This is a genomic window from Clostridium magnum DSM 2767 (assembly GCF_001623875.1).
GTDB lineage: Bacteria > Bacillota > Clostridia > Clostridiales > Clostridiaceae > Clostridium_AM > Clostridium_AM magnum.
Genome location: NZ_LWAE01000001.1, coordinates 1,418,195 through 1,440,137 on the forward strand (window position 1 = coordinate 1,418,195; position 21,943 = coordinate 1,440,137).

28 protein-coding genes and 1 pseudogene are annotated in these 21,943 nt (G+C 31.3%); 23 read left to right on the forward strand and 6 right to left on the reverse strand.

Annotated elements, in window-relative coordinates; translation table 11 throughout:
• Window positions 1-4: 4 nt before the first annotated feature.
• The 4 genes from CLMAG_RS06875 to CLMAG_RS06890 all read left to right on the forward strand — a co-directional run bounded on the left by CLMAG_RS06875 (window position 5) and on the right by CLMAG_RS06890 (window position 5,228).
• Window positions 5-3,676 carry a phage tail-collar fiber domain-containing protein gene (locus CLMAG_RS06875; RefSeq protein WP_066619836.1) on the forward strand — a complete coding sequence of 1,224 codons (3,672 nt, stop codon included), beginning with the start codon at window positions 5-7 and terminating at the stop codon, window positions 3,674-3,676.
• 114 nt (window positions 3,677-3,790) lie between these two features.
• On the forward strand, window positions 3,791-4,039 hold the full coding sequence (locus CLMAG_RS06880) for a hemolysin XhlA family protein (protein ID WP_066619838.1): 249 nt from the start codon (window positions 3,791-3,793) through the stop codon (window positions 4,037-4,039).
• Window positions 4,040-4,053: 14 nt separating this feature from the next.
• On the forward strand, window positions 4,054-4,977 hold the full coding sequence (locus CLMAG_RS33515; protein WP_242872942.1) for a GH25 family lysozyme: 924 nt from the start codon (window positions 4,054-4,056) through the stop codon (window positions 4,975-4,977).
• An 11-nt stretch (window positions 4,978-4,988) separates the two neighbouring features.
• Window positions 4,989-5,228, forward strand: a complete 240-nt coding sequence (locus CLMAG_RS06890; protein ID WP_066619843.1) for a hypothetical protein — start codon at window positions 4,989-4,991, stop codon at window positions 5,226-5,228.
• Between the two features lie 35 nt (window positions 5,229-5,263).
• Here the strand turns inward: CLMAG_RS06890 and CLMAG_RS06895 are convergent, their stop codons facing one another.
• Entirely contained in the window at window positions 5,264-5,722 is a 459-nt protein-coding gene (locus CLMAG_RS06895; RefSeq protein WP_066619845.1) for a hypothetical protein, read from the reverse strand.
• Window positions 5,723-5,838: 116 nt separating this feature from the next.
• Window positions 5,839-5,997: a hypothetical protein gene (locus CLMAG_RS32300; RefSeq protein WP_161486940.1), complete on the reverse strand. Its 159-nt coding sequence runs from the start codon at window positions 5,995-5,997 to the stop codon at window positions 5,839-5,841.
• Window positions 5,998-6,168: 171 nt separating this feature from the next.
• On the opposite strand from CLMAG_RS32300, the gene CLMAG_RS06900 reads away from it, so the two are divergent.
• From CLMAG_RS06900 to CLMAG_RS06920, 6 genes are all read left to right on the forward strand, one after another.
• Window positions 6,169-6,792, forward strand: a complete 624-nt coding sequence (locus CLMAG_RS06900) for an Rv1352/Rv1906c domain-containing protein (protein ID WP_066619847.1) — start codon at window positions 6,169-6,171, stop codon at window positions 6,790-6,792.
• Window positions 6,793-6,903: 111 nt separating this feature from the next.
• A complete protein-coding gene (locus tag CLMAG_RS06905) occupies window positions 6,904-7,107 on the forward strand; it encodes a helix-turn-helix transcriptional regulator (RefSeq protein ID WP_423231060.1) in 204 nt (67 codons plus the stop codon).
• A gap of 138 nt (window positions 7,108-7,245) precedes the next feature.
• Entirely contained in the window at window positions 7,246-7,464 is a 219-nt protein-coding gene (locus CLMAG_RS06910; protein WP_066619850.1) for a hypothetical protein, read from the forward strand.
• Window positions 7,465-7,566: 102 nt separating this feature from the next.
• The gene (locus CLMAG_RS32305) at window positions 7,567-7,740 is read left to right on the forward strand and encodes a hypothetical protein (RefSeq protein WP_161486941.1); all 174 of its coding nucleotides are present in this window, start codon (window positions 7,567-7,569) and stop codon (window positions 7,738-7,740) included.
• Window positions 7,733-7,951, forward strand: a complete 219-nt coding sequence (locus tag CLMAG_RS06915; protein ID WP_066619852.1) for a hypothetical protein — start codon at window positions 7,733-7,735, stop codon at window positions 7,949-7,951. The genes CLMAG_RS32305 and CLMAG_RS06915 overlap by 8 nt, the downstream gene beginning before the upstream one ends.
• Window positions 7,951-8,190 (forward strand): hypothetical protein, encoded by a 240-nt coding sequence (locus CLMAG_RS06920; protein ID WP_066619855.1) that lies wholly within the window; start codon window positions 7,951-7,953, stop codon window positions 8,188-8,190. The genes CLMAG_RS06915 and CLMAG_RS06920 overlap by 1 nt, the downstream gene beginning before the upstream one ends.
• A gap of 7 nt (window positions 8,191-8,197) precedes the next feature.
• On the opposite strand, the gene CLMAG_RS34205 is transcribed toward CLMAG_RS06920, so the two are convergent.
• Window positions 8,198-8,329: a hypothetical protein gene (locus CLMAG_RS34205; protein WP_278329881.1), complete on the reverse strand. Its 132-nt coding sequence runs from the start codon at window positions 8,327-8,329 to the stop codon at window positions 8,198-8,200.
• A gap of 184 nt (window positions 8,330-8,513) precedes the next feature.
• On the opposite strand from CLMAG_RS34205, the gene CLMAG_RS06925 reads away from it, so the two are divergent.
• The 4 genes from CLMAG_RS06925 to CLMAG_RS32310 all read left to right on the forward strand — a co-directional run bounded on the left by CLMAG_RS06925 (window position 8,514) and on the right by CLMAG_RS32310 (window position 11,950).
• Window positions 8,514-8,942 carry a hypothetical protein gene (locus tag CLMAG_RS06925; protein ID WP_066619857.1) on the forward strand — a complete coding sequence of 143 codons (429 nt, stop codon included), beginning with the start codon at window positions 8,514-8,516 and terminating at the stop codon, window positions 8,940-8,942.
• 12 nt (window positions 8,943-8,954) lie between these two features.
• Window positions 8,955-9,335 (forward strand): hypothetical protein, encoded by a 381-nt coding sequence (locus CLMAG_RS06930; protein ID WP_242872943.1) that lies wholly within the window; start codon window positions 8,955-8,957, stop codon window positions 9,333-9,335.
• 61 nt (window positions 9,336-9,396) lie between these two features.
• Entirely contained in the window at window positions 9,397-11,784 is a 2,388-nt protein-coding gene (locus CLMAG_RS06935) for a type IV secretory system conjugative DNA transfer family protein (protein WP_242872944.1), read from the forward strand.
• A gap of 4 nt (window positions 11,785-11,788) precedes the next feature.
• Window positions 11,789-11,950 (forward strand): hypothetical protein, encoded by a 162-nt coding sequence (locus tag CLMAG_RS32310; protein ID WP_161486942.1) that lies wholly within the window; start codon window positions 11,789-11,791, stop codon window positions 11,948-11,950.
• Between the two features lie 41 nt (window positions 11,951-11,991).
• Here CLMAG_RS32310 and CLMAG_RS06940 read toward each other — a convergent pair whose 3' ends face one another.
• Both CLMAG_RS06940 and CLMAG_RS34875 read right to left on the reverse strand, forming a co-directional pair.
• On the reverse strand, window positions 11,992-12,204 hold the full coding sequence (locus CLMAG_RS06940; RefSeq protein ID WP_066619860.1) for a helix-turn-helix domain-containing protein: 213 nt from the start codon (window positions 12,202-12,204) through the stop codon (window positions 11,992-11,994).
• A 59-nt stretch (window positions 12,205-12,263) separates the two neighbouring features.
• A complete protein-coding gene (locus CLMAG_RS34875; protein WP_066619863.1) occupies window positions 12,264-12,533 on the reverse strand; it encodes a helix-turn-helix transcriptional regulator in 270 nt (89 codons plus the stop codon).
• A 321-nt stretch (window positions 12,534-12,854) separates the two neighbouring features.
• On the opposite strand from CLMAG_RS34875, the gene CLMAG_RS06950 reads away from it, so the two are divergent.
• From CLMAG_RS06950 to CLMAG_RS06960, 3 genes and pseudogenes are all read left to right on the forward strand, one after another.
• Window positions 12,855-13,052, forward strand: a complete 198-nt coding sequence (locus CLMAG_RS06950; RefSeq protein WP_066619866.1) for a hypothetical protein — start codon at window positions 12,855-12,857, stop codon at window positions 13,050-13,052.
• 93 nt (window positions 13,053-13,145) lie between these two features.
• Window positions 13,146-13,427 (forward strand): annotated as a pseudogene (locus tag CLMAG_RS06955) (sigma-70 family RNA polymerase sigma factor); the annotation flags it as partial.
• A 206-nt stretch (window positions 13,428-13,633) separates the two neighbouring features.
• Entirely contained in the window at window positions 13,634-14,689 is a 1,056-nt protein-coding gene (locus tag CLMAG_RS06960; RefSeq protein WP_066619868.1) for a type IV pilus twitching motility protein PilT, read from the forward strand.
• Window positions 14,690-14,751: 62 nt separating this feature from the next.
• Here the strand turns inward: CLMAG_RS06960 and CLMAG_RS34210 are convergent, their stop codons facing one another.
• Window positions 14,752-14,886 (reverse strand): hypothetical protein, encoded by a 135-nt coding sequence (locus CLMAG_RS34210; RefSeq protein ID WP_278329886.1) that lies wholly within the window; start codon window positions 14,884-14,886, stop codon window positions 14,752-14,754.
• Window positions 14,887-15,307: 421 nt separating this feature from the next.
• Here CLMAG_RS34210 and CLMAG_RS06965 point away from each other — a divergent pair, with 421 nt between their 5' ends.
• The 6 genes from CLMAG_RS06965 (at window position 15,308) to sigG (ending at window position 21,808) form a co-directional block, all read left to right on the forward strand.
• Window positions 15,308-16,582 (forward strand): glycosyltransferase family 2 protein, encoded by a 1,275-nt coding sequence (locus CLMAG_RS06965; RefSeq protein WP_066619869.1) that lies wholly within the window; start codon window positions 15,308-15,310, stop codon window positions 16,580-16,582.
• A 175-nt stretch (window positions 16,583-16,757) separates the two neighbouring features.
• On the forward strand, window positions 16,758-18,032 hold the full coding sequence (gene ftsA / locus CLMAG_RS06970; RefSeq protein ID WP_066619870.1) for a cell division protein FtsA: 1,275 nt from the start codon (window positions 16,758-16,760) through the stop codon (window positions 18,030-18,032).
• Between the two features lie 15 nt (window positions 18,033-18,047).
• Entirely contained in the window at window positions 18,048-19,169 is a 1,122-nt protein-coding gene (gene ftsZ / locus CLMAG_RS06975) for a cell division protein FtsZ (protein ID WP_066619872.1), read from the forward strand.
• Window positions 19,170-19,424: 255 nt separating this feature from the next.
• Complete coding sequence (spoIIGA, locus tag CLMAG_RS06980) at window positions 19,425-20,222, forward strand: sigma-E processing peptidase SpoIIGA (protein ID WP_066619876.1); 798 nt, start codon at window positions 19,425-19,427, stop codon at window positions 20,220-20,222.
• A 28-nt stretch (window positions 20,223-20,250) separates the two neighbouring features.
• On the forward strand, window positions 20,251-20,958 hold the full coding sequence (gene sigE, locus CLMAG_RS06985) for an RNA polymerase sporulation sigma factor SigE (protein WP_066619880.1): 708 nt from the start codon (window positions 20,251-20,253) through the stop codon (window positions 20,956-20,958).
• 76 nt (window positions 20,959-21,034) lie between these two features.
• The gene (sigG, locus tag CLMAG_RS06990; protein ID WP_066619882.1) at window positions 21,035-21,808 is read left to right on the forward strand and encodes an RNA polymerase sporulation sigma factor SigG; all 774 of its coding nucleotides are present in this window, start codon (window positions 21,035-21,037) and stop codon (window positions 21,806-21,808) included.
• Window positions 21,809-21,943: the final 135 nt, after the last annotated feature.

Sequence of the window (21,943 nt, forward strand, 5' to 3'; positions counted from 1 at the left end):
ATGTATGGCAGAAAACTTTTATACAATCTTAACTAATACAGGTAAAGCACAAATAGCAAATGCAAGCGCACTAGGAATAAAGGTTAATTTTACTACATTAAAACTAGGGGATGGTAATGGTGCATATTACAATCCTACAGAAACTCAAACTACTCTTGTGCATGAAGTGTGGAGTGGGAACATAGGTAATATAACAGTAGACTCAACCAATGCTAATTGGTTGGTGTTAGAAACAGTTATACCAGCTGATGTAGGCGGCTTTATGATACGTGAGGCAGGTGTATTTGATGACAAGGGAAATCTTTTAGCTGTAGGTAAGTATCCTGAGACATATAAACCAATTGTGAGCCAGGGAAGTGCTAAAGATCTTAGAATAAGAATTATAATTGAGGTTACAAACACGGCTGCAGTAACTTTAAAAGTTGACCCAGCAGTTATTCTTGCAACTAAGAAAGAAGTAGGAGATTTAGTTAATCTTGCCACAACAAGTAAAGGAAACTTAGTAGCAGCTGTAAATGAAAACACATTAAATGCAAAGTCTTTTAAAAGCATAGATTTAAAATATATAGCAAGGTTTTTTACTAACTCTCCTGCAGTAGTGACTGATGCTAATGATCCTGTTTATGCTGCTTCAGGATTGACAAATGTTCCTATAGGTGGGGTTTTTAATAATATTAATCCTACTACTAAAAAACTAAGTGATACCATTGATCTTCCTGCTACTTGTTGGGCAATTGTATCATTATGCAAGGTCTATGGTTTAGATGCTAACACAGAGATAAAGTCTATTATAGAAAAATGTGCTGATTTTATAGCGAATAACTTACAAGATGGTAGTTTTTATGGTGCCAACTTTAAGTATATACCTAATGGCTTTACTCATTCCAATGGAACATGGGCAGGAACAGGTTGGGGATACCATGTCAGAGTACAATATCAAGCTATATGGGCATTGTTAGAAGCATATAAAATATCACCTAAGTTAATATATAAAACTGCTATTGAAGAATTATTAGATCAGGCTGCAGTGTGGCAACAAAATATATCTACAAGAATAACCAATGGTGAAATAGCGGGATATATGAACGGGGCTGTTTATAACACTATATCAAATACAGAGGGTAGTTTTGCTCCAGAATGGACAAGTTTTTCAAATACAAGCATTGATGTTATTTATAAAGCTATAACGAATTACGTAACTTTATTTGGAAATGCTCAAAGATCTGATATAGAAGGCATTAGCTACTATCCTCAAAGTATATTAAATAATCACAAAAATTGGTTTATAGATTGTTATAATAATCATGGTATGAGAAGAACTACAGGACACAATATGTTATACAGCTTCTATAAATATGATGCTGAGACTGGACCTTTTGTAAATGGTGTAGCTAATCCAACAGCAATGAACTGGGATTGGATAGAAGGTGGTTGGAGTACAGAAACATGGTTTACTGGTGATTTGCAATTATGGGCAATAAAAGGTATGGCATATTGCGGATTTACAGATCAAGTTAAGTCATTGCTAGATAGATTTTATCAATTAAGAGTTACTACAAATGATGAAAGAATATTATTTTATGATAGATATACAAAAGATGGTGGGCATTTAGCTGATGACCAAAGTATCTCTACTGTTTTTACAGCTTTATACATGAACTGTAGAGAACTTATAAATGACACATCGTATTCCCAAGCTTGTTTTGATACAGTATATTTAAAGCAGATTAAGAGCATAGATGTATTAATTGATGGTGGATATAATTGGGATGCAACTGATGAAGAATCCCTACTTGAAACAAAGTCCTTAGGTGAAATAGTATATGCTCCAATAGAGAAATATGCCTCTAGTTCAAGCATACAAGATATATTGCAGGATAACATTAATATGTTCCATGAAACTGTAAAAAATACAGGAAATTTAGCTCTGTTAAATACAGTAAATAAGGAAAATTTAGTTGCTGCTATCAATGAAAATACGTCGTCTTTGGCTGAAAAGGCGGCTCAAAAAGATATTGATAATGCGATTTTAGTAAAAAAAGAAGTTTATGTGGCTCGTCACAAATATATACGACAAAAATTTTTAATGAAACAACCATCGATTAAGGCTTACATTACAGGCGATAGCATTGGAGCAGGTAATGGTTCAAGTGAATACGGAAAAACATGGTTTTATCGTTTAAGTCAAAAGGTAAGAGATGTTGTAGCATTGGGTCAACCAATGACTGGATTCAATCCTCTATGCGTGGCGGTAGGAAGTCAAGATATACGAAGTGTTATTCCAAACGTTGGGATGATTACTGGTAAAGATTTAACATCAAAATCATTAAACACTACACCATTTACTTATGATTATTGGTTTATTTGTACAGGAAGAAATGATGCAAATAATAATCATGTCGATATTAAGTTATTTGAAAACCTATATCGACTAGCTGTAAGAATGGGAATACGTAATGGAATAGATGTCTTTTGCATGACGGAACAACCAATGATTGATATGGTTACAGGTGAAATAATGGAGACAGAAAAAGATTACTACAACTTGTATGCTGATGTAATTAGAAGAGTTGCAGTAGAAGAAGGGGCAAGTTTAATAGATGTAAATAAACATTGGTATGACTTAAAAGAACAGGGAATTGATTTAAAACTATACACAGCAGATGGAACGCACCCAAATGATACAGGTAATGAGAAAATGGCAAACTTATGTCGTGATTGTCTATTAGCAACTCCAACTGTAACTAATGAAAATATATATAAAGATGGAAAAGTTGTTAAAACTTTGTTTGAACCTAATCTTGCTTATAATGTAGCTACTGTAACAGGTATCGGAAATTCGAGAAAAACTTATTTAGGTCTTGATGAAGCGATTGTGTTAAACGATGGAGAAAGTGCTCAATTTTATGTTGGCGATATTGCAGTTGATTATGTTTTTGTTGCTGGATTAATGAAAGCTTCGACAGGTACAATTACGGTTCAAACTCCTACTGGATATAATGCACTTACGAGCGTTGCTTTTGGTGATGATTTAGGGACAAACGCACAAAAAACATTACTTTATAAATCAAATGAAGTAAATATGGCAACGCGTGATATTAAAATAACTGCTATTGGTGGAACTGCTTATATCACTTGTATTTCAGTAGTTGGAAATCAAAAAATATCCGAACATACAGAAGTGAATGGGGTATTTACTGGAACATGGACTAGAACAGAAGTTGCTCCTAGCATGTGGACTTATAAGACAAATGTAGCTGATGATACGATAGAAATTGATTGGATAGGCGAAGAAATTAACATAGAATTTTGTTTACATCCCAATGGTGGTGATAGTGAAATTACAACAGATGGATTATATACAAGTACTACAAATATGTATGCAACCTATAATGGCTATTTCTTTAAAAATCCACATCGTAATCAAAAATTAATGAATACACAACATAAAACTGTTATTAAAGCCAAAACCGATAGTGGTGGACGAACAGGCGTTTATGTAAAGGGGGTACGTGTTTTTTCATCATATAACAAAAATGGCTATATTATCCCATTAAAAGATAGAATAAAGGGATTTATTACACAACCTTATACAGCAGTTAAAAACGGAACAGTAGTTGATAACGTGATAACAAGTGCTACTGATGTACTTGCAGAGATTGTTTCTTTGGATTAATTGTCGCTTTTGAAAAATATTATAAATATATCGTAAAAATTGAATATAGTGATTTTTAAGAGTTTGGATAGTCAAGTCCAGGCTCTTTTTTAACACATAAAATGGAGGTGCTTTATGGCATATGATGAAAAACTATGTAATGAAAAACACAAAACCATAGATGAAAAACTAGAAGATCATGAAATTAGACTTAATAATCATTCGGAACGTTTAAAAGTGCTTGAGCAAGACAGCAGAGAACATAAAACAGATATAAAAAATTTGATTAAAAAAATGGATGATTTTATATCCACAATAAAATGGGGACTTGGCATATTTGTTACAGTCTCTATTTTTGTTATGGGAATATTATTAAAAAAATAAAGGGGATGGTTTTAATGAAAGGTATAGACGTTTCAAATAATCAAGGAGCTATTGACTTTCAACAGGTAAAGAATGCAGAAGTAGAAATAGTTTATATAAAAGCTAGTGAGGGGTTAAGCTTTATTGACCCTTACTTAAAAGTTAACTATGAAACTGCGAAGTTAGCAGGGCTAAAAGTAGGATTCTACCACTTTTTAAGACATAATGATCCTGTAGCTGAGGCACAACATTTTTTACAAGCTGTAGAAGGCCTAAATGCAGATTGTTTATATATCTGTGATATAGAAGGTGATAACTGGAGCATATCTGAAGCAAGTAATGCAGTAAGACAGTTTGCAGATTACTTATTAGGACAAGGTAAGAAAGTTGGAATATACACAGGAGATTATTTTTATAGAGACAATTTAAGCAGCTCTGTTAAAGACTTACCTTTATGGGTTGCAAATTATGGTGCAAGTAAGCCAATGACATCTAATTATGCTGGACATCAATATTCAGAATGCGGAAGTATACCTGGTATACATACCAACGTTGATTTAAATAACTTTAGTGAAGCAATACTAGTAAACAACTATAATAATATACTACTTGAAAATGTAAAGGACCCGAATAGAATACAGCTTATTAAAGCCCTACAATGGGACCTTAACTGTGACTATAATGCCAAGCTTAAGCATGTAGACGGAAATAAGTGGCAGGAGACACTAGATGCTCTGAATGGTATTAAAAGTATTATAGTAAAAGGACATAAATCTAAGGTTGTGTTATGGATGCAGCAAAGACTTGTCAAGTGGGGATATTTAAAGAAAGGCTCTTATATAGATATGGTTTATGATGAACCTACGTTCCAGGCAATAACCAATCTGCAAAAGAACTGGGGAAGGCCTACTAGTGGAATTTTGACATTAGAAACATGGAATATATTCTTAAATAACTAGGAGGAATTATTATGTTAAAAGAGTTCTTACAAATTAAAAAAATCATAGCATTATTGCTTACTATAGTGTTTTGCTACTTGGCCATTGTAAATAAAGTTACCTCAGAGCAGTACCTAACAGTATTTTCTTTGGTAATAGCATTCTACTTCGGCCAGTCTACTGCAAGACAGGCAGTTAAGGAAACTACAGCTACTAATCCAGAAGTGCCAAAGGTCATTGATCCAGTAAACATAACAAATGATATGAAGTAATTTTAACCCTAGGTGTAAAAGCCTAGGGTGTTTTTTTATTCTAACTCAGGATACGTAAGTATTTTATGGAATCCGTCTTTTTGCCATGATCTACTATACTCATCTCTGTATATCTTTGGATACTTATCTTCTCCAGCTCCTTGTAAGCATACCTCGTCACTCTTGCGATAAGCTTCAAATTTCTCCCACAAGCTATTATCTTTTTTATATACAACATAGCTGTACATAATACGAAAACCAACACAACTGATAATAGGAAAGTCTTTTGGTTTATAATGAATACAAAAGTATAAAGTTGAATTATATTCTTCAGTATCTAAGATATTAGTACAAAACTCATAGTGTAAAATCGGATCATAAACCTCTCCTCCATACTCATTCATTAAATAATCCTTTATCTTTTTAAAATATAAGTGGTTACTTATATAGTGTTTTTGTTCATCAGTCCAGATTTTCAAACCTTCTATTTTTTTAGCTAGATTCTCATCAAACATTTTTAATTACTCCTTTCATATTCCACTGGAGTATGCTATTATATTTTTTAGCAACTCCTTATTTGTATTGTTGTGTTAAGAGGAAGTTTATTCACTTGCCGGTGGGGAACTTCCTCTTATTTTGCCTTTTTCTTTTCAGCTTCAATTATTGTTCGTCTTTTCATTTCCTTATACCATGCGGCTCTGTCACTGTAGTTTAGTATTTTTAAAGCTTCATCAAGTTTTTTTAATTCCTCTTCTGTATCTCTTACTTGAAATCTAGGATTAACTGCCATGCTATTTTCTCCTTTCGTTATCTCTAATATAATTGTACTCCGTATGGAGTACAAAGTCAATGTAATTTTGAATTATTTTAAAATATATTCTATATTTACTATTTGCTTACAAAATGTATATAAATTTGATATAATAAATATAAAATTTATATACATAGGGGGATTAAGTTAATGAATAAAATAATAACTGGATTATTAGCAATTATAATACTAGGAGCTACTAGTTTGGCTACAGGTTGTGGCAATGAAAAATCAGCAAATAGTAGCACTACTGCAAGTAGTAATACAGCAGATACTAAAACAAAAGAGACTGCGCCAGCACCTAAAGATGATTCAATAAAAGAAGGAATGTATAAAGTGGGTACGGACATACAACCTGGAGAATATGTGGTAACTAGTGATACCTCAGGTTATGTAGAAGTAACGAAAGATAGCACCGGATCATTGGATAGTATTGTTATGAATGAAAATATACAAGGAAGGGTATATGTAACTATTGCAAGTGGGCAATATTTTACAACTAAAAATGCGAAAACATACCCTGCTGATAAGGCTCCTAAGGTAACTCCAACAGATAATAAATTGTCTAGTGGACAATACAAAGTTGGTGTCGATATTCAACCAGGAGAATATAAAGTTAGATCTTCTAACGGAGGGTATGTTGAGGTATCAAAAAGTAGCAAACATGGAATGGGTGATATAGTCTCAAATGATAATTTCACGGGGGACAAATATATAACAATAGCAGCTGGCCAATATATAACAATAAGAAATGGTGATATATTATTGAAATAAGTAAAAAAAATTCAAGGGATGCCTATGCATCTCTTAAATTGATTTTAAAGGAACTTGATACCATTTATCGGATATGTACACAAACTAATAATGGGAGGGGATATACATGGGGTGAAAAATAGACTATTAGAGATTAGGTTAAAAATAGGATACAAGAAACAGAAGGATTTTGCGGAATTTTTAGATATAGCTACAAACCAATATAGCAGATATGAAAATAATTCAGTGCAACCTTCAGTAGAGCAATTATGTAAAATATCTAAAAAACTTAAGTGTACTATGGAAGATTTAATTATTTATGAAGAATCCAATTAATAGGGTTCTTTATTTTTTAAAATAAAAGTACATAATAGTTATTTTTTTATAGTGGACATGCATTAAAATTAAACTTTAATCATAGTATAGAGTATAAAGCAATTAAAATTAAAGTTTAATCTTAAGGAGATGAGAGAAATGGCAGTAGTTAAGGCAGTATCGTTTCAGGAGGATGTACTTAAATACGGACTAGATGTTTCAAAAGAATTGTTTGGAAGTAACTTCTCTATATTCATCACATTTTTAATCTGCAGTTATAGAAAAAATCAGCCTGAGTTTGACCTAAAAAAAGATGCAGAGCTAGGGGAAGAATTACAGGAGATGCTAAAAGGGATAAAAAAGAACTTTAAGTATTAATATTAAATCTTAATAAATCACTTCTTTATACAATCATAGTGTCTTCTGGCACTACAACGATAGGATAGGCGTAAATCGTAAATTAAGCATGGAGGTATTCTTATGAATCTCTATCAACCAATTTTACTTAAGAAGACTAAAAGCTCAACGTGGGAAAAAGGATGGAAAAGGACAAATGCAAGTGGGGAAACCTTTTTAGAAGAAGATAGGAAAAGAAAAGTAGAACAGGTCTTTAAGTATAAAGTAAATTGGTTTCGGGAGGTATGTAATGAATAATTTAGTAAGCGGAATGATATTGGTAGAAAAGACTTATGGAGATTTACATTGGCTAATAGCTACATCTGAAGGTTGGAAGGCAATAGATACAGGTGCTTGTTGTATTGAATTTGATTCTAATAATTATGAGAAGGCCTATATACCTAAATATTATGGGGACCCGTGGACACCATTGGAGGGTACAGAAATAATATTTCAGGAGGTTGAGTAATGAAAAATATAAACAGAATTAATACTGTTATATTTAAAAGAATTGACGAAGCTGACTGGGAACTTGGTATTACCCTTGAATTTACAAACGGAGACTCTACACTGGTAGATAGCGAAGGAAATAAGGTAAAAGAAATATGGGATTGTAAAGATTATAGTGGATTAGATATAAGAACTAGTGTATTTGAAGAGTTTGATAAGTTTAATTATAAAAAAATAAAGCCTGCCACAAAAGGGTAGACTAAGCCTAAGTCACTGCTGAATATACATCAAATTCTGAGTTGCTATCACACCTCTGAATCTGCTGCACATTAACAGTGTATGCTACAACTTTTTTAAAAATTCCTGTAATTTTGTCAAATCTAGTGTGATTAGGCATTGTTAACAAATTATTTACAATTTATCTTGCAAATATATCCTGCGCTAATTGTAATGCAACGTAGGTAGCTGAACAGAAAAATAAAAATCCCATACTATCAATTCCTTTCATTAGTTTAGCTACTTTTATTATTAACAGTTCTATTTATTTTAATCACTAAATCTAATATAAGAGGAGGAAAGTTATGTTTAGTATTATTCCGGAAAAAACTTATTCATTTAGTGAGGGGTTGAAAATCTTAGGCATGAGTAGAAAGGAAAGAGCTATGAATGCACTCTCAAAGGTTCTTAATGATGATGGAGTTCAGTTAAAAGAAGATAGTAAGTTATACAATACTTTAGTAGTAACTCTAGGTATAATGCTATATGCGGAAAAGGTTATGGCTAAACCAACTACAGGGATGCCAAGTTTAGATGATCCGTGCTGGAAAATTGTCGGTGTATTTCAAAGTGTTATATTTTACGCAGCAATGTTTTATACCTTTAAAGCCCTACTTGAATTAATTATAAAAGGAGAAGGATCTTGGAAAAAAGTTGGTACAGGATTTCTAGTATGTGCAGCAGACTACTTAATTCCGTGGTTTTTTGAAATTATAAGAGGTGCTTTTATATAAGGAGGTATAGGTATGTTTATTATGACTTTAGCTCAATTTTTAGCAGAAGCAACTCCTCAAGAGGAACCCGAATTTAAATTCATGTTTGATCTTGATAGTTTAAGGATAGTTGAGGGAACTAAGGATTTAATACAAAGAGTAGATACACTAAATGATAATATAAAACACTTCTTTGAAGTAACGGGAAAATTATATTACTATCTAACCAACCCTAAAGTATTAGTATGGTGGCTATGGGGTGGAGTAGTTAAGCATAGTTTTTGGATATGTTTATTTATATGTTTATTTTCAACTATAGCTTTTATTATTGGGTGGAAAAAAGGTAAAAAAGTTGCTGCTAGTAGTATTTTTATTTATCTGGTCATTCAGATGTTTAGTACGGCTTTAAAATAATTTTACATAGGATTATAGAGTGATAAACCTCCACTATTATTAATTTTCGGAGGGGATATTATTGAATATAAAAAAAATCTTTCAAAAGGAAAAAACTTATTCATTTAGCGAGTTCTTTCAGATAGTCAAACCTAAATATTCAGTTCTACAAATAACTCCTGACACTTCAAATAGGAATTATGATACAGAGCTTGTAGCAAAGACTATAGCTAATATGTATCGATTACCTTATCAACGAATTACCAAAGAGATGAAAAACAAAGGATTTAAAGTGACATATAAGCTTCCAGAGAAGGCGAGTTTCATAATAGATATAACAAAAGACGATTGTAAGTTTTATATGTTAGTTCCAAAACAATATTCTAAGCTATTTATCGAAAAATGTTCAGAGGTGTGGAAAAGAGCAACAATTCAAGAAGTAGGAGAGATACAAATACCTCAGGATTCTGAAAAATATCAACTTAGATATGCTAAAGAAGATGCCTTATCTCTAAAGGTAAATAAAAAAGTCAATGATCCTCTTAATAATATTCTTAATGTTATGGGCATCATGGAGAAGGATGATAGGATTAACATAATTTATAATCTGGCACCTATAAATCAATCAAGGTGGGTAGGTGTTTATAAAGAAACCATGAAAAAAATAAATGCAGGATTACCTATTGAGAAGGAAAAATTTAACCCTGTAGTTGCTCTTAAATATATAGGTATAGGTATAATTAAAACTATTGATTTTGCTTTCGATATTCTAAACGACATTGTGTGCGACGGGAAGCCTATCAAAAATAGTGAAGTAGCTGTTACCCTAGTTGATAAAACTAGTAACCTATCTAAAATAACCCATAAAAAGGAAGGTGCTACAGTTGTAGATGCACAGTTAGTTGTGTTAAGCAAGAGTGAAGATAAGATAAGGCAAGAAAATAACGCATATGCAGTTTTAGAAGCCTATAAGACAATAGGAGAAGATAACTCTCTTGTATACAAAAAGTTAAATAACAAGGCAAATATAAATTTAAATGAGTATAAATTAAAAGGAGTTGAAACTAATAGAATGAGTACATTGGAGTGTAATAACCTAGTCCAAATACCAGGAAGAGACTTATTAGAGAGATTTAAAGTTAATACTAAGGTAAATGTACTAGAAAACCCTATTCCAGAGGAACTACAACAAGGCTATGTATATCTTGGAAAGGCCACTTATAAAGGAAAAGAATATCCTGCATATATGAGAAACGAATATAATTTTGGTAATCTAGCACTACTATTACTTAGTCCTCAAGGAGGAGGTAAATCTACTTTAATAGCCAATATGTGTAAGAATGCTAATGACAATAAAGAATGTGTAATAATAATGGATTATATTAAAAACTGTGAACTTGCTGACACTGTTAAGATGGCTGTAAGAAAAGAAGATGTAATTGAGTTGGATTTATCCAAGAAGGAATGTTTTCAAGGCCTAGGATTCAATGAAGTAAGATCAGCAGGTATGGAAGAGTTTGAAATGTTTAAAATGGCTAACATGAAGGCTGAGCAAACCATGGCTTTTGTAGATTCTATTAATACAGATGGATACCCTCTTACATCTAAAATGAGAAGAGTGTTATCAGCTGCTGCTAATATAGTATATTTACGTGACGGAGCTTCCATAGGTGATGTTATTAAATGTCTCCAAGACTATAAAAAAAGACATGAGTATATTGACTATGTTAAAAATAATTTAAGTGAAGATGGTTTAAATTACTATAATGATATGGTGCTAGCTCTGGAGGAGCTTGACGATGTAGAAGTCGAAACAGACAGAAAAACAAAAGAAGTTTTAAGAAGAGAAATTGTAGGAACTAAAGAAAGTAAGATAGATGGTATTTTAGATAGAATAAATCTTATCCAGGAGAATATTTATTTAAAATATATGTTCAATATGAGTTGCGACAATAATATAGACTTTGTTGAAGCTATGGAACAGGGAAAAGTAATATTAATTAAGATGCCAGAAGATGCCTTTAATAATACTATGGTAAAAAATGTACTGGTAACATTCTTTACAAGTAAAATAGTTCTTGCGACTAAACTTAGAGGTGCATTACATGAGAAACCAAAGCGTTGCAATGTTTACTATGATGAGATATACCAATCACCAACAGCAGAACACATTATATGTGCAGTATTAAGTCAGCTTAGAAAGTTTGGAACTAAGATAGTTATATCAGCCCATTACATGAATCAGTTATTACCTCAATTAAAGTATGAGATTAAGGCCAGTGGAGCTTCATATATGTTATTACAGGGTGCTGATAAAAAGAATTTTGAAGAACTAAAGGATGAATTAAGCCCATATGAGTTAGAGGATCTTCTTAACCTTAAGCAATTCCACAGCTTAAACCTAATGCGATATGAAAAAGGATATGCTAAGTTTATAACAGCTCTTCCAAAACCACTTAGTAAGAGGTAATGATATGGGATTACTGATTAAATACATTATAATGTCTGCTATGTTAGGGTTTACAGGCAATAAATTATTTAATAAAAAGAATAAAAGTAATTTGAACTCTATAAAGTGGGCGTGTATAATTGGAAGTTTATTAACTATAATTCATTTGATTTTAATTAGTATATAGATTATAAATAACAGAAGCTCTGGGTTATGCCAGAGCTTCTGTTATCTTCTTTTATTTGGGATATGTTCTATTAAATCAGCAACATCACAATTAAGGACCTCGCATATTTTATCCAAGTGTTCTAGATTAATCCTTTCTATAAGCTCATTATATATTTCCGAAATAGTATTTGGTCTTATATTCGTAATTCGGGCAAGTTCAGCTTGAGACATTCGTTTTTCTCCTAGTATTTTTGAAAGATGTATCTTAATCATACCCAATCCCCCTATTAGCAGATATAGGGAAATTGTAACGCAATTAGGTATTTACGTGTCTATTTTGATATATTATAACGTAATTGGTTATGACATAGATAAAAAAAATTCTCGCAGCAATCTTCCAGAGTACAGTTTACACAGGGATTAATTAATTTATATGTGCATACATTAAGAACTTTCGAGATTCTTTTTAGAATAGGCATAGATGGGAAAACAATGTTCCTTTCTATTTTATTTATGTAAATTCTAGATACGCCAACTTTTTCAGCTAACTCAGATTGAGACAGATTTAATGCAAGTCTAAATTGCTTAAAGTTAGTTTGCATGATTACCTCCAAATTTTATTAGATTATTAAAAAAATTATATAACAAAATACGACAGCGTACAACAGAAAAGGAATAAAAAATATTTAATTTATTTTTAAATGTAAACTACCTGTTTACATTTATCCAAACAATGGAATATTAAAATCAGATTTTGTAAAACGAAAAATATGAAATAATTTGGGGACAAGGGTATAATTTTGTTACAGAGATTTGTGCTCTAAATATACCAAAAACACACCTTTAGCATAAAATGTTAACTTGTCAATAGAACACGTGTTTGGTATAATGTTCATAATATGCAAGATGAGGGAGAATTACACATGAATAAATTTAAAGCTCATAAACTTAAATATAAAAATATAAAAATATGTTTAGTATATTGCAGTTACAAAAATTTTGAGTGGTATGCTATAAAAAATAATGGTATTATTATTTTATGTTTGAATAATGCCTATAGTAGAAAAGTAAAAAGTAAATTGCTTCATGCTGTAATAAAAAGAACTAGGCTTAATACCTAGTTCTATAATTTACATATTTTCTGATGGAGTTTCTACCTATTTATATCCTAAAAAAATAGATAAAAGATTTGCTACATACAACATGTATGGTATAATGAAATATCACTGATGGATGTGTTGAGTAGTGATGAGGACTCTATAATTGAAATTGTTGAAAGTAAAATACAAGTAAAAAAACTGTATTCAAAAATAAATACTTGTCTATCAGAACGAGAAAAGAATGTAGTTGAAATGCGGTATGGACTTTTAGAGGGAAAACCGAAGACTCAGAGAGAAATAGCTAAGATTCTTGGCATATCCAGATCCTATGTATCGAGAATAGAGAAAAGAGCACTAAAAAAATTAAATAAAGAATTAGGTTTGGGAAGAAGATAATGAAAGTTGAGAATTAAAAATGGGAATTAATTAAATTTTTATTGTTAATTCTCATTTTCGTTTTATAAAAAATTAAAATTAAATTATATATAATAATTAAAAGGAATTTGATAAAATTTGTAGAATAATAAATGTACAATAGTAAAAAGATTTATAATAATGTCTAATATATTATAATGTGTTATTTTCGTGAAAGGGGAACTTAAATGATACCACTAAAAAACTTATTGGAAACTACAATGACAGAAAATGCATCAGATTTACATTTGACTGTAGGAGTACCACCTGTTATAAGGGTTAATGGAGAATTAAGACAAATAGGTAGTGAAAAACTACAACCTATAGATACAGAAAATTATGCTAAGGAAATACTTGATGAGGCATATGAGAGCTATGCAAAAACTGGTGAGTCAGATACCTCTTTTTCAGTAGCGGGTATTGGAAGGTTTAGGGTTAACACGTTCAAACAAAGAGGAAGTGACGCTATAGCAATAAGAGTTGTTGGACTAAAGGTACCTACACTAGGAGAACTTCAATTTCCTAATGTTGTAAAAGAGATTATAACTAATAAGCGAGGATTAGTGTTAGTTACAGGACCAACTGGTTCAGGTAAAAGTACGACTCTAGCAGCTATGATAAATGAAATAAATGCAACAAGAGCTTCTCATATAATTACCCTCGAAGACCCAATTGAATATTTACATAAACATAATAAATCAATAATAAATCAGAGAGAAATAGGAAAAGATACTTTGAGTTATGCCAATGCTTTAAGATCAATCCTTAGAGAAGATCCAGATGTTATCCTTGTTGGAGAAATGAGAGATTTAGAAACTATATCAGTAGCGTTAACAGCAGCTGAAACTGGACATCTAGTATTTTCTACATTACATACAATAGGTGCAGCCAAAACAATAGATAGAATTATAGATGTATTTCCACCATATCAGCAACAACAGGTAAAAATACAGTTGGCGGCAGTACTTAAAGGTATTATATCTCAACAACTTCTGCCAAAATATGATGGAAAAGGAAGAGTTGCAGCTATGGAAACAATGATAGCAACTACTGCGATTCAGAATATGATTAGAGAAGGAAAAACCCATCAAGTTGAGTCTTCTATACAAACTGGAGCGAAATATGGAATGAAGACAATGGATATGTCTTTATCAGAACTTTATAAAAAAGGATTAATATCTTATGAGACAGCTTTAAGCTATGCTATTGATAGGGATATGCTAAGTAAAATAATTTCATTATAGAGATAAAGATTACAAATAAAAATAAGGACCTTGGATTGGTCCTTATTTTTATTTACTATTATTTAGAATACAAAATAATCTAGTGCCTTCAAACAGAATTGATCCTTTGAAGACGGCTTCTTTTCATCTTCCTTAGTTTTCTCTATTTTACTCTCAGATATATCAATATTATTAATTTTTTCGATAGTTGTATTCATAATAAATCCCCCTTAAATTAAAAAACTTTACTTTAAAATTTTTTAGGAGGATCTATCCAAAGGATTCGTCTTTTTTATGAAGCCTTCTTAAATCGATATAAAAGATCAGTTCGTAGCGCCTCATAAGGCTCTACCCCCTTTTCTAAGTACTGTACTATAACAGTTAAACTTGTTTTTTATAATTATATAATACCATAGGTTTCAATTAATAACAAACTGATTGTATAGGTTAAAAATATGCTAAAATTCAAAAAACTTATAAATAGTAATAATTAATTCAATCTACGTATATTTTCCTATGTATAGCTTGAAGTTAAGCAGTTTTCCAAATATCTATAAAATATTTTCTATAATTATTGCAAATTGTATAGTAATTAATTTTTATTTATGCTAAAATAACTGTGAATTAGGGGGATTGGGAGTGAGCATTTTTAAGGAAATAATTCATGATACCTCTCGTATTTTGACTTATGTCGTTTCTATTATAACCATATATTCTTTATGTATATCTTTTTTCGGTATATGGAGAAAAAAAGAAGAGGTAGAAGTAGAGCCAAAAAAGAGTTTTGCATTAATTATTGCAGCACATAATGAAGAAATAGTTATTGAAGGAATTATTGAAAGTTTAAAAAGACTTGATTATCCTAAACATCTTTATGATATTTTCGTTATTGCAGATAATTGTACGGACAAAACTGCTTTAAAAGCTAGAGCCAAGGGTGCTATAGTATATGAGAGAAGGAATAGGGAAAAAAGAGGAAAAGGTTATGCTTTAGAATGGATGTTTGAGAAAATTTTCAGTATGAATAAAAAATATGATGCTGTTGCCATTTTTGATGCAGATAACCTTGCTCATAAAAACTTTCTGAAAGAAATGAATAGAAAGCTTTGTGATGGATATAAGGTTGTTCAGGGATATTTAGATAGTAAAAATCCTGAAGATACATGGATTACAGGCAGTTATTCAATAGCTTTTTGGACTTGTAACAGAATGTTTCAATTATCTAGAAGTAATTTAGGGTTATCAAGCCAGTTAGGTGGGACAGGATTTTGTATTGATACAGAAATACTTGAACAGTTAGGATGGGGCGCGACCTGTTTAACAGAGGATTTAGAATTTACTTGTAAGCTTGTATTACATGGATACAGAGTAGGTTGGGCTCATGATGCCATAATATATGATGAGAAACCTCTTACTCTTGCGCAGTCTTGGAGACAGCGGAAAAGGTGGATGCAGGGATTTGCTGATGTTGCAAGTAGGTATTTTTTCAAGCTGTTTAAAAGATCCATATCAAAGTGCAGTTTTATAGCCTTAGACTGTGCATTATATAGTATTCAGCCTATAGTTGCAATTTTAATAGGTATCTCAGCAATAACAGGGTTAGTTCAGTATTTTATTAAAGCATCAGATTTGATAACTAATTTTAATACAATTATATATTCCTTTGATTTTAAATTGTCTACAATCACAGCTGTAATATTTGCTGTAGTACAGTTTATATATACACCTTTTATATTAGTTTTAGAAAAGAAGCTTAATTTAAAAATATTCTGGTACTACATAATATATCCTATTTATGCGCTTACATGGTTTCCTATTTCAGTCCAAGGAATTGTGGACAAAAATAAAAAGGAATGGAGCCATACTGTTCATACCAGAAGTGTTAAAATTAATGATCTAGAAAAAGCCAACTAAATAGTAATAGGGAAGACTATGAGTCTTTCCTTTTGTTATATGTAGTAAATAAAAGGACGAAATTGTTTAACTATATTTGAGAATTTATTAAAATATGATAAAATATAAGAGGAAATATAGAATCTATGTTGAATATATACTTTGATGGTTCTCTTACAGGGGGGGAAAATGCTTAATGAGTGAATATATAATTGGAATAGACGTTGGATCATCGAAGATATGTGCTGCTGCTGGAAAGTTGGACAAGTACGGTAGATTACAAATAATGGGAATTACGTCGGCAAATTGTAATGGTGTGAAAAAGAGTATAGTTGTTGATATAGATAGTACTTCTGAATCTATTAAGCAATGCATTGATGGGCTTGAACGCATGATTGATATTAAAATTACAGAAGCATATATCTCTCTACCAGGAGGAATAAGTGAACTGGTTTGGAATAAAGGTGTTGTAGCTGTAGCATCAGAAGATAGAGAAATTAAAGCGAACGATGTGAAAAGAGTAATAAAAGCATCTAAAATTATTACAATTCCGTCCGATAAAGAAATCATAGGTGTAATACCTCAGCAGTATGTAATAGATGGATATGATAAAATAAAAGACCCTATTGGTATGAGTGGTTTAAGGCTTGAAGTAGATGCTCAAATTATACTATCTCAAAGTACTGTAGTAAATAACCTTTTTAAGAGTGTAGATAAAGCTGGAATTAAGGTTGCTGGAGTAGTATTCCAACCTATTGCTATATCAGAAGTTGCGCTTAAGAGAGAAGAAATTGAACGTGGGGTTGTACTGCTAGATGTAGGTGCAGAATCTATAAATATTTACATGTTTGAGGGTGGAAATTTAGCTGGTATTAGTACAATAGCTCTAGGGGGAAATACTATAACTAATGATATAGCAGTTTGTCTAAAGCTACCTTTTTCAGAGGCTGAAAAATTAAAAATTAAATATGGTAGTGTTGGCGTAGATTCAAATAACAATGATTTTAAAATAGAAGTAAACGCTGATTATAATGAAAAAATAAGTGTAGGTTGCAATACCCTTAAGCAGGTAATAGAAGCTAGAGTAGAGGAATTATTGTACATCATAAGTGGTGAATTAAAAGCTAGTGAACACTATGAAAAAATTTCAGGTGTAGTGATTGTTGGCGGTGGACTAGCTTTAATTAAAGGAATTGAAGATTTTAGTAGAGAAGTATTACAGAAACCTGTTAGAGTCGGAACACCTGAATATATCGGAGCAGCAAGTCCTTTGTATTCAGCTGCCGTTGGAGCAGTTAAAGATGCCTCGGACTCAATGAAAGACAGAAACTTTATTGCTAAGAAGGAAAAGGAAACCGAAAAAGTTCAAAGAGAGTGGACTAGAGAAAAAAACAAAAAAGAAAAAGAAGAAGAAAAAAATAATGGGGGATTTATAACAAAAATAAAAGAGTTTTTCACAGATTTTTTCTAATAGGAGGTAAGTATTGTGCTAGATTTTGATGTTGATGTTCAACAATTTGCCAATATAAAAGTTATTGGTTGTGGCGGCGGTGGAAATAATGCCGTAAATAGAATGATAAGAGAAGGACTAAAGAATGTTGAATTTATATCTGTAAATACAGATAAACAAGCGTTAATGCTTTCACAGGCATCGCAAAAAATTCAGATAGGTGATAAACTTACTAAAGGACTTGGTGCTGGTGCTAATCCTGAGATTGGGAATAAAGCAGCGGAAGAAAGTAAAGAAGAAATATCTCAAGCTATAAAAGGTGCAGATATGGTATTCATTACTGCTGGTATGGGAGGCGGAACCGGTACCGGAGCAGCGCCTGTAATTGCAGAAATAGCAAAATCCATGGGTATTTTAACTGTAGGGGTAGTAACAAAGCCTTTTCCATTTGAAGGAAGAAAAAGAATGCTTCATGCAGAAATGGGAATAAAAAATTTAAAGGAAAGAGTTGATACTCTAGTTACAATTCCAAATGAAAGGTTACTTTCAATAGTAGATAAAAAGACTACACTAATGGAATCCTTTAAATATGCAGACGATGTTTTAAGACAAGGTGTACAAGGTATATCTGACTTAATTACAATACCTGGTCTTGTAAACCTTGACTTCGCAGATGTTAGAACTATTATGATAGATAAAGGACTTGCACATATGGGTGTAGGTAGAGGTACAGGGGATAATAGAGCTCAAGAAGCAGCTAAACAAGCTATATCAAGTCCACTTTTAGAAACATCTATAGTGGGAGCGACTGGTGTACTTTTAAATATAACAGGGGGACCAGATTTAGGGCTTTTAGAAATAAATGAGGCAGCTGAAATAGTTCAAGATGCTGCAGACCCTGATGCAAACATTATATTCGGTGCAGTGATAGATGAAAATATAAAAGATGAAATAAGAATTACTGTAATTGCTACAGGATTTGAAACAGAAAAAGTTCAGGCTAAACCACCAGAACCTGTTGCGAAGATTACTCAAAATCAACAACCAGCTGTAAGTTTTACTAGCAATAGGGACGAGGCAGCAGCTACGGTAGAATATCAAACTTATGATGAAACTAATCTTGAAATACCTGCATTTCTAAGAAGACAGAGAAAATAAAAAAATTTTCACAAAAAATCCATGTATAACATAATTGTTATGCATGGATTTTTTGTTGTCTAATTGAAGGTTCACTTTATGAATTTAATTTTCCTATCTTGCTAAAGTTTAATTTTACAAATCTAAATATGGTGACACATTATAGCAAATAAAAATAGTAATTTTTATTAAAAAATGACAAAATTTTAAAATGGATAGGTATATAATAAGAGTAATGAGATGGAAAATAATTCAAGATGGAGGTGAACCTTTTACTTGGTTATATATCTAGATGTTCTGATTTTTGAAAATTTAGTAGTTAACCTGTTTCTTTTATATATAACGGCTAGGACACTTAGAGTTAAAGTGGAATTGAGGTATATTCTTTTAGCGGCAACTATTGGAAGTTTGTATGTCATAACTTTAGTTTATCCCCAGTTAAAAAATTTTTCATCTGTTTCATTCAAAATTATTGTAGCAGCAATTTTAGTATTAATTAGTTTTAGAAAAAGAAAAATTATATTTAATATAAAGGCATTAGTAATATTTATATTATATTCTATGATGCTAGCAGGTGCATGTATATTTATACAATACAGTCAGAATTATGATATTAACAATTTTGCTATTATAAATTTTTCTTATAAGAAGCTTATGCTTTCAGTAATGACAATATATATGATTATTGATAGAGTAGTGATTTTTATTAAAGAGAGAAAAGACCTAAGTAATCTTATATATAGTATTGATATCGTATTAAAAAATTCTGAAAAAAGTATTAATGCATTTCTTGATACAGGTAATGAATTAAGAGAGCCAGCAACTAATTTGCCTGTAGTAATAGTAGAAAAGTCTGTTTTTCAGGATGTGGATTTAAAGTGCTATGACAAATTTTATATTCCATATAGAGTTGTAAGCGGAAAGGGTGGAAACCTCCAAGGATTTAAACCTGAATATATAAAAATACACCAGGGAAATGAGACTACAACTAGAGAAGTTATTGTTGCCTTTGCAGGAGAAAGATTAAGTGATTTTAATGACTATGAAGCTCTTTTATCTAGAGGAGTTATTTGAGGAATGATGCATTAATTGGAGGGAGATTATGATAAAATTAAAAGTATTGTTGAATAGAATATTGTCAAAGTTCAAGTTGTTTATTAGGAGTGTTTACTACATTGGTGGGAGCGATGTTCTTCCACCACCGCTGAGTAAAAAAGAAGAAGATGATTTAGTCGCTAAGCTTGTTACTGGAGATGAAGGTGTAAGATCTACACTGATAGAAAGAAATCTTAGATTGGTGGTTTATATAGCGAGAAAGTTTGAAAATACAGGCGTAAATGTAGAAGATCTGGTATCAGTAGGTACAATTGGATTAATCAAAGCGGTTAACACTTTTGATCCAGAGAAAAAAATAAAGTTAGCTACATATGCATCTAGATGTATAGAGAATGAAATACTTATGTATTTGAGAAGAAATAGTAAGGTAAAGGCAGAAATTTCATTTTATGAACCATTAAATATTGATTGGGATGGAAATGAATTGCTATTATCTGATATTTTAGGAACAGAAAACGATGTAGTATACAATTTGATAGAGGATGAAGTAGATAAGCAACTTTTGATGGTAGCTATGAAAAAATTAAGTGATAGGGAAAAGGAAATAGTTAATTTAAGATTTGGGTTAAATGGAAAGGGAGAAAAAACGCAAAAAGAAGTAGCTGATATGCTTGGTATATCTCAATCCTATATTTCACGGTTGGAAAAAAGAATAATTAAAAGATTAAAGAAAGAAATAAATAAAATGTTATAAGGTTGTCTTTAGTATAAAAATCGGCTTCTTAGGAAATAATTTAAATGCTATATATTCTGAAGGGGCTGATGGCTTTATGATAATTAATAAAGTTGAAATTTGTGGTGTAAATACGGCAAAGTTACCTATTTTAAAGGAAAAAGAGATGAGACATTTATTAATGACAATGAGAGATGGAGATGATGAATCTAGAGAAAAATTTATAAAAGGTAACTTAAGGCTTGTATTGAGTGTTATTCAGAGATTCAATAATAGAGGTGAAAATGTTGATGATTTATTTCAAGTTGGATGTATAGGTCTAATAAAGGCAATTGACAATTTCGATTTGAGTCAAAATGTTAAATTTTCTACCTATGCCGTTCCGATGATTATAGGTGAGATAAGGAGATACTTAAGAGATAACAACTCAATCAGAGTAAGTAGATCCCTGAGAGATATTGCCTATAGAGCGCTGCAAGTTAGAGATAAACTGATAGGAGAAAATAATAAGGAGCCTACTATATCACAAATCGCAAAAGAATTAAAAGTACCACGAGAGGAAGTTGTATTTGCTTTAGATGCTATTCAGGATCCTGTTTCATTATTTGAGCCAATTTATCATGATGGTGGAGATGCAATTTATGTTATGGATCAAATAAGTGATAGTAAAAACATGGATGATAGCTGGCTTGAAAATATAGCCATAAAGGAAGCAATGAAAAAACTAAATGACAGGGAAAAACTTATTCTTAATTTGAGATTTTTTGATGGTAGAACTCAAATGGAAGTAGCAGACGAAATAGGAATATCACAGGCACAAGTTTCGAGATTAGAAAAAACAGCTTTAAGACATATGAGAAAATACGTTTAGATTAGTTTATTATTGTACTTATAGGTGGTTTTTAGATTAAGAGCTGAGAATATGTATTTGGCATTAAAAGCCGATATATATTCTCAGTTTTTATTTTGTAGTAATTAATAAATAAGCTTTATCATATTATTTATT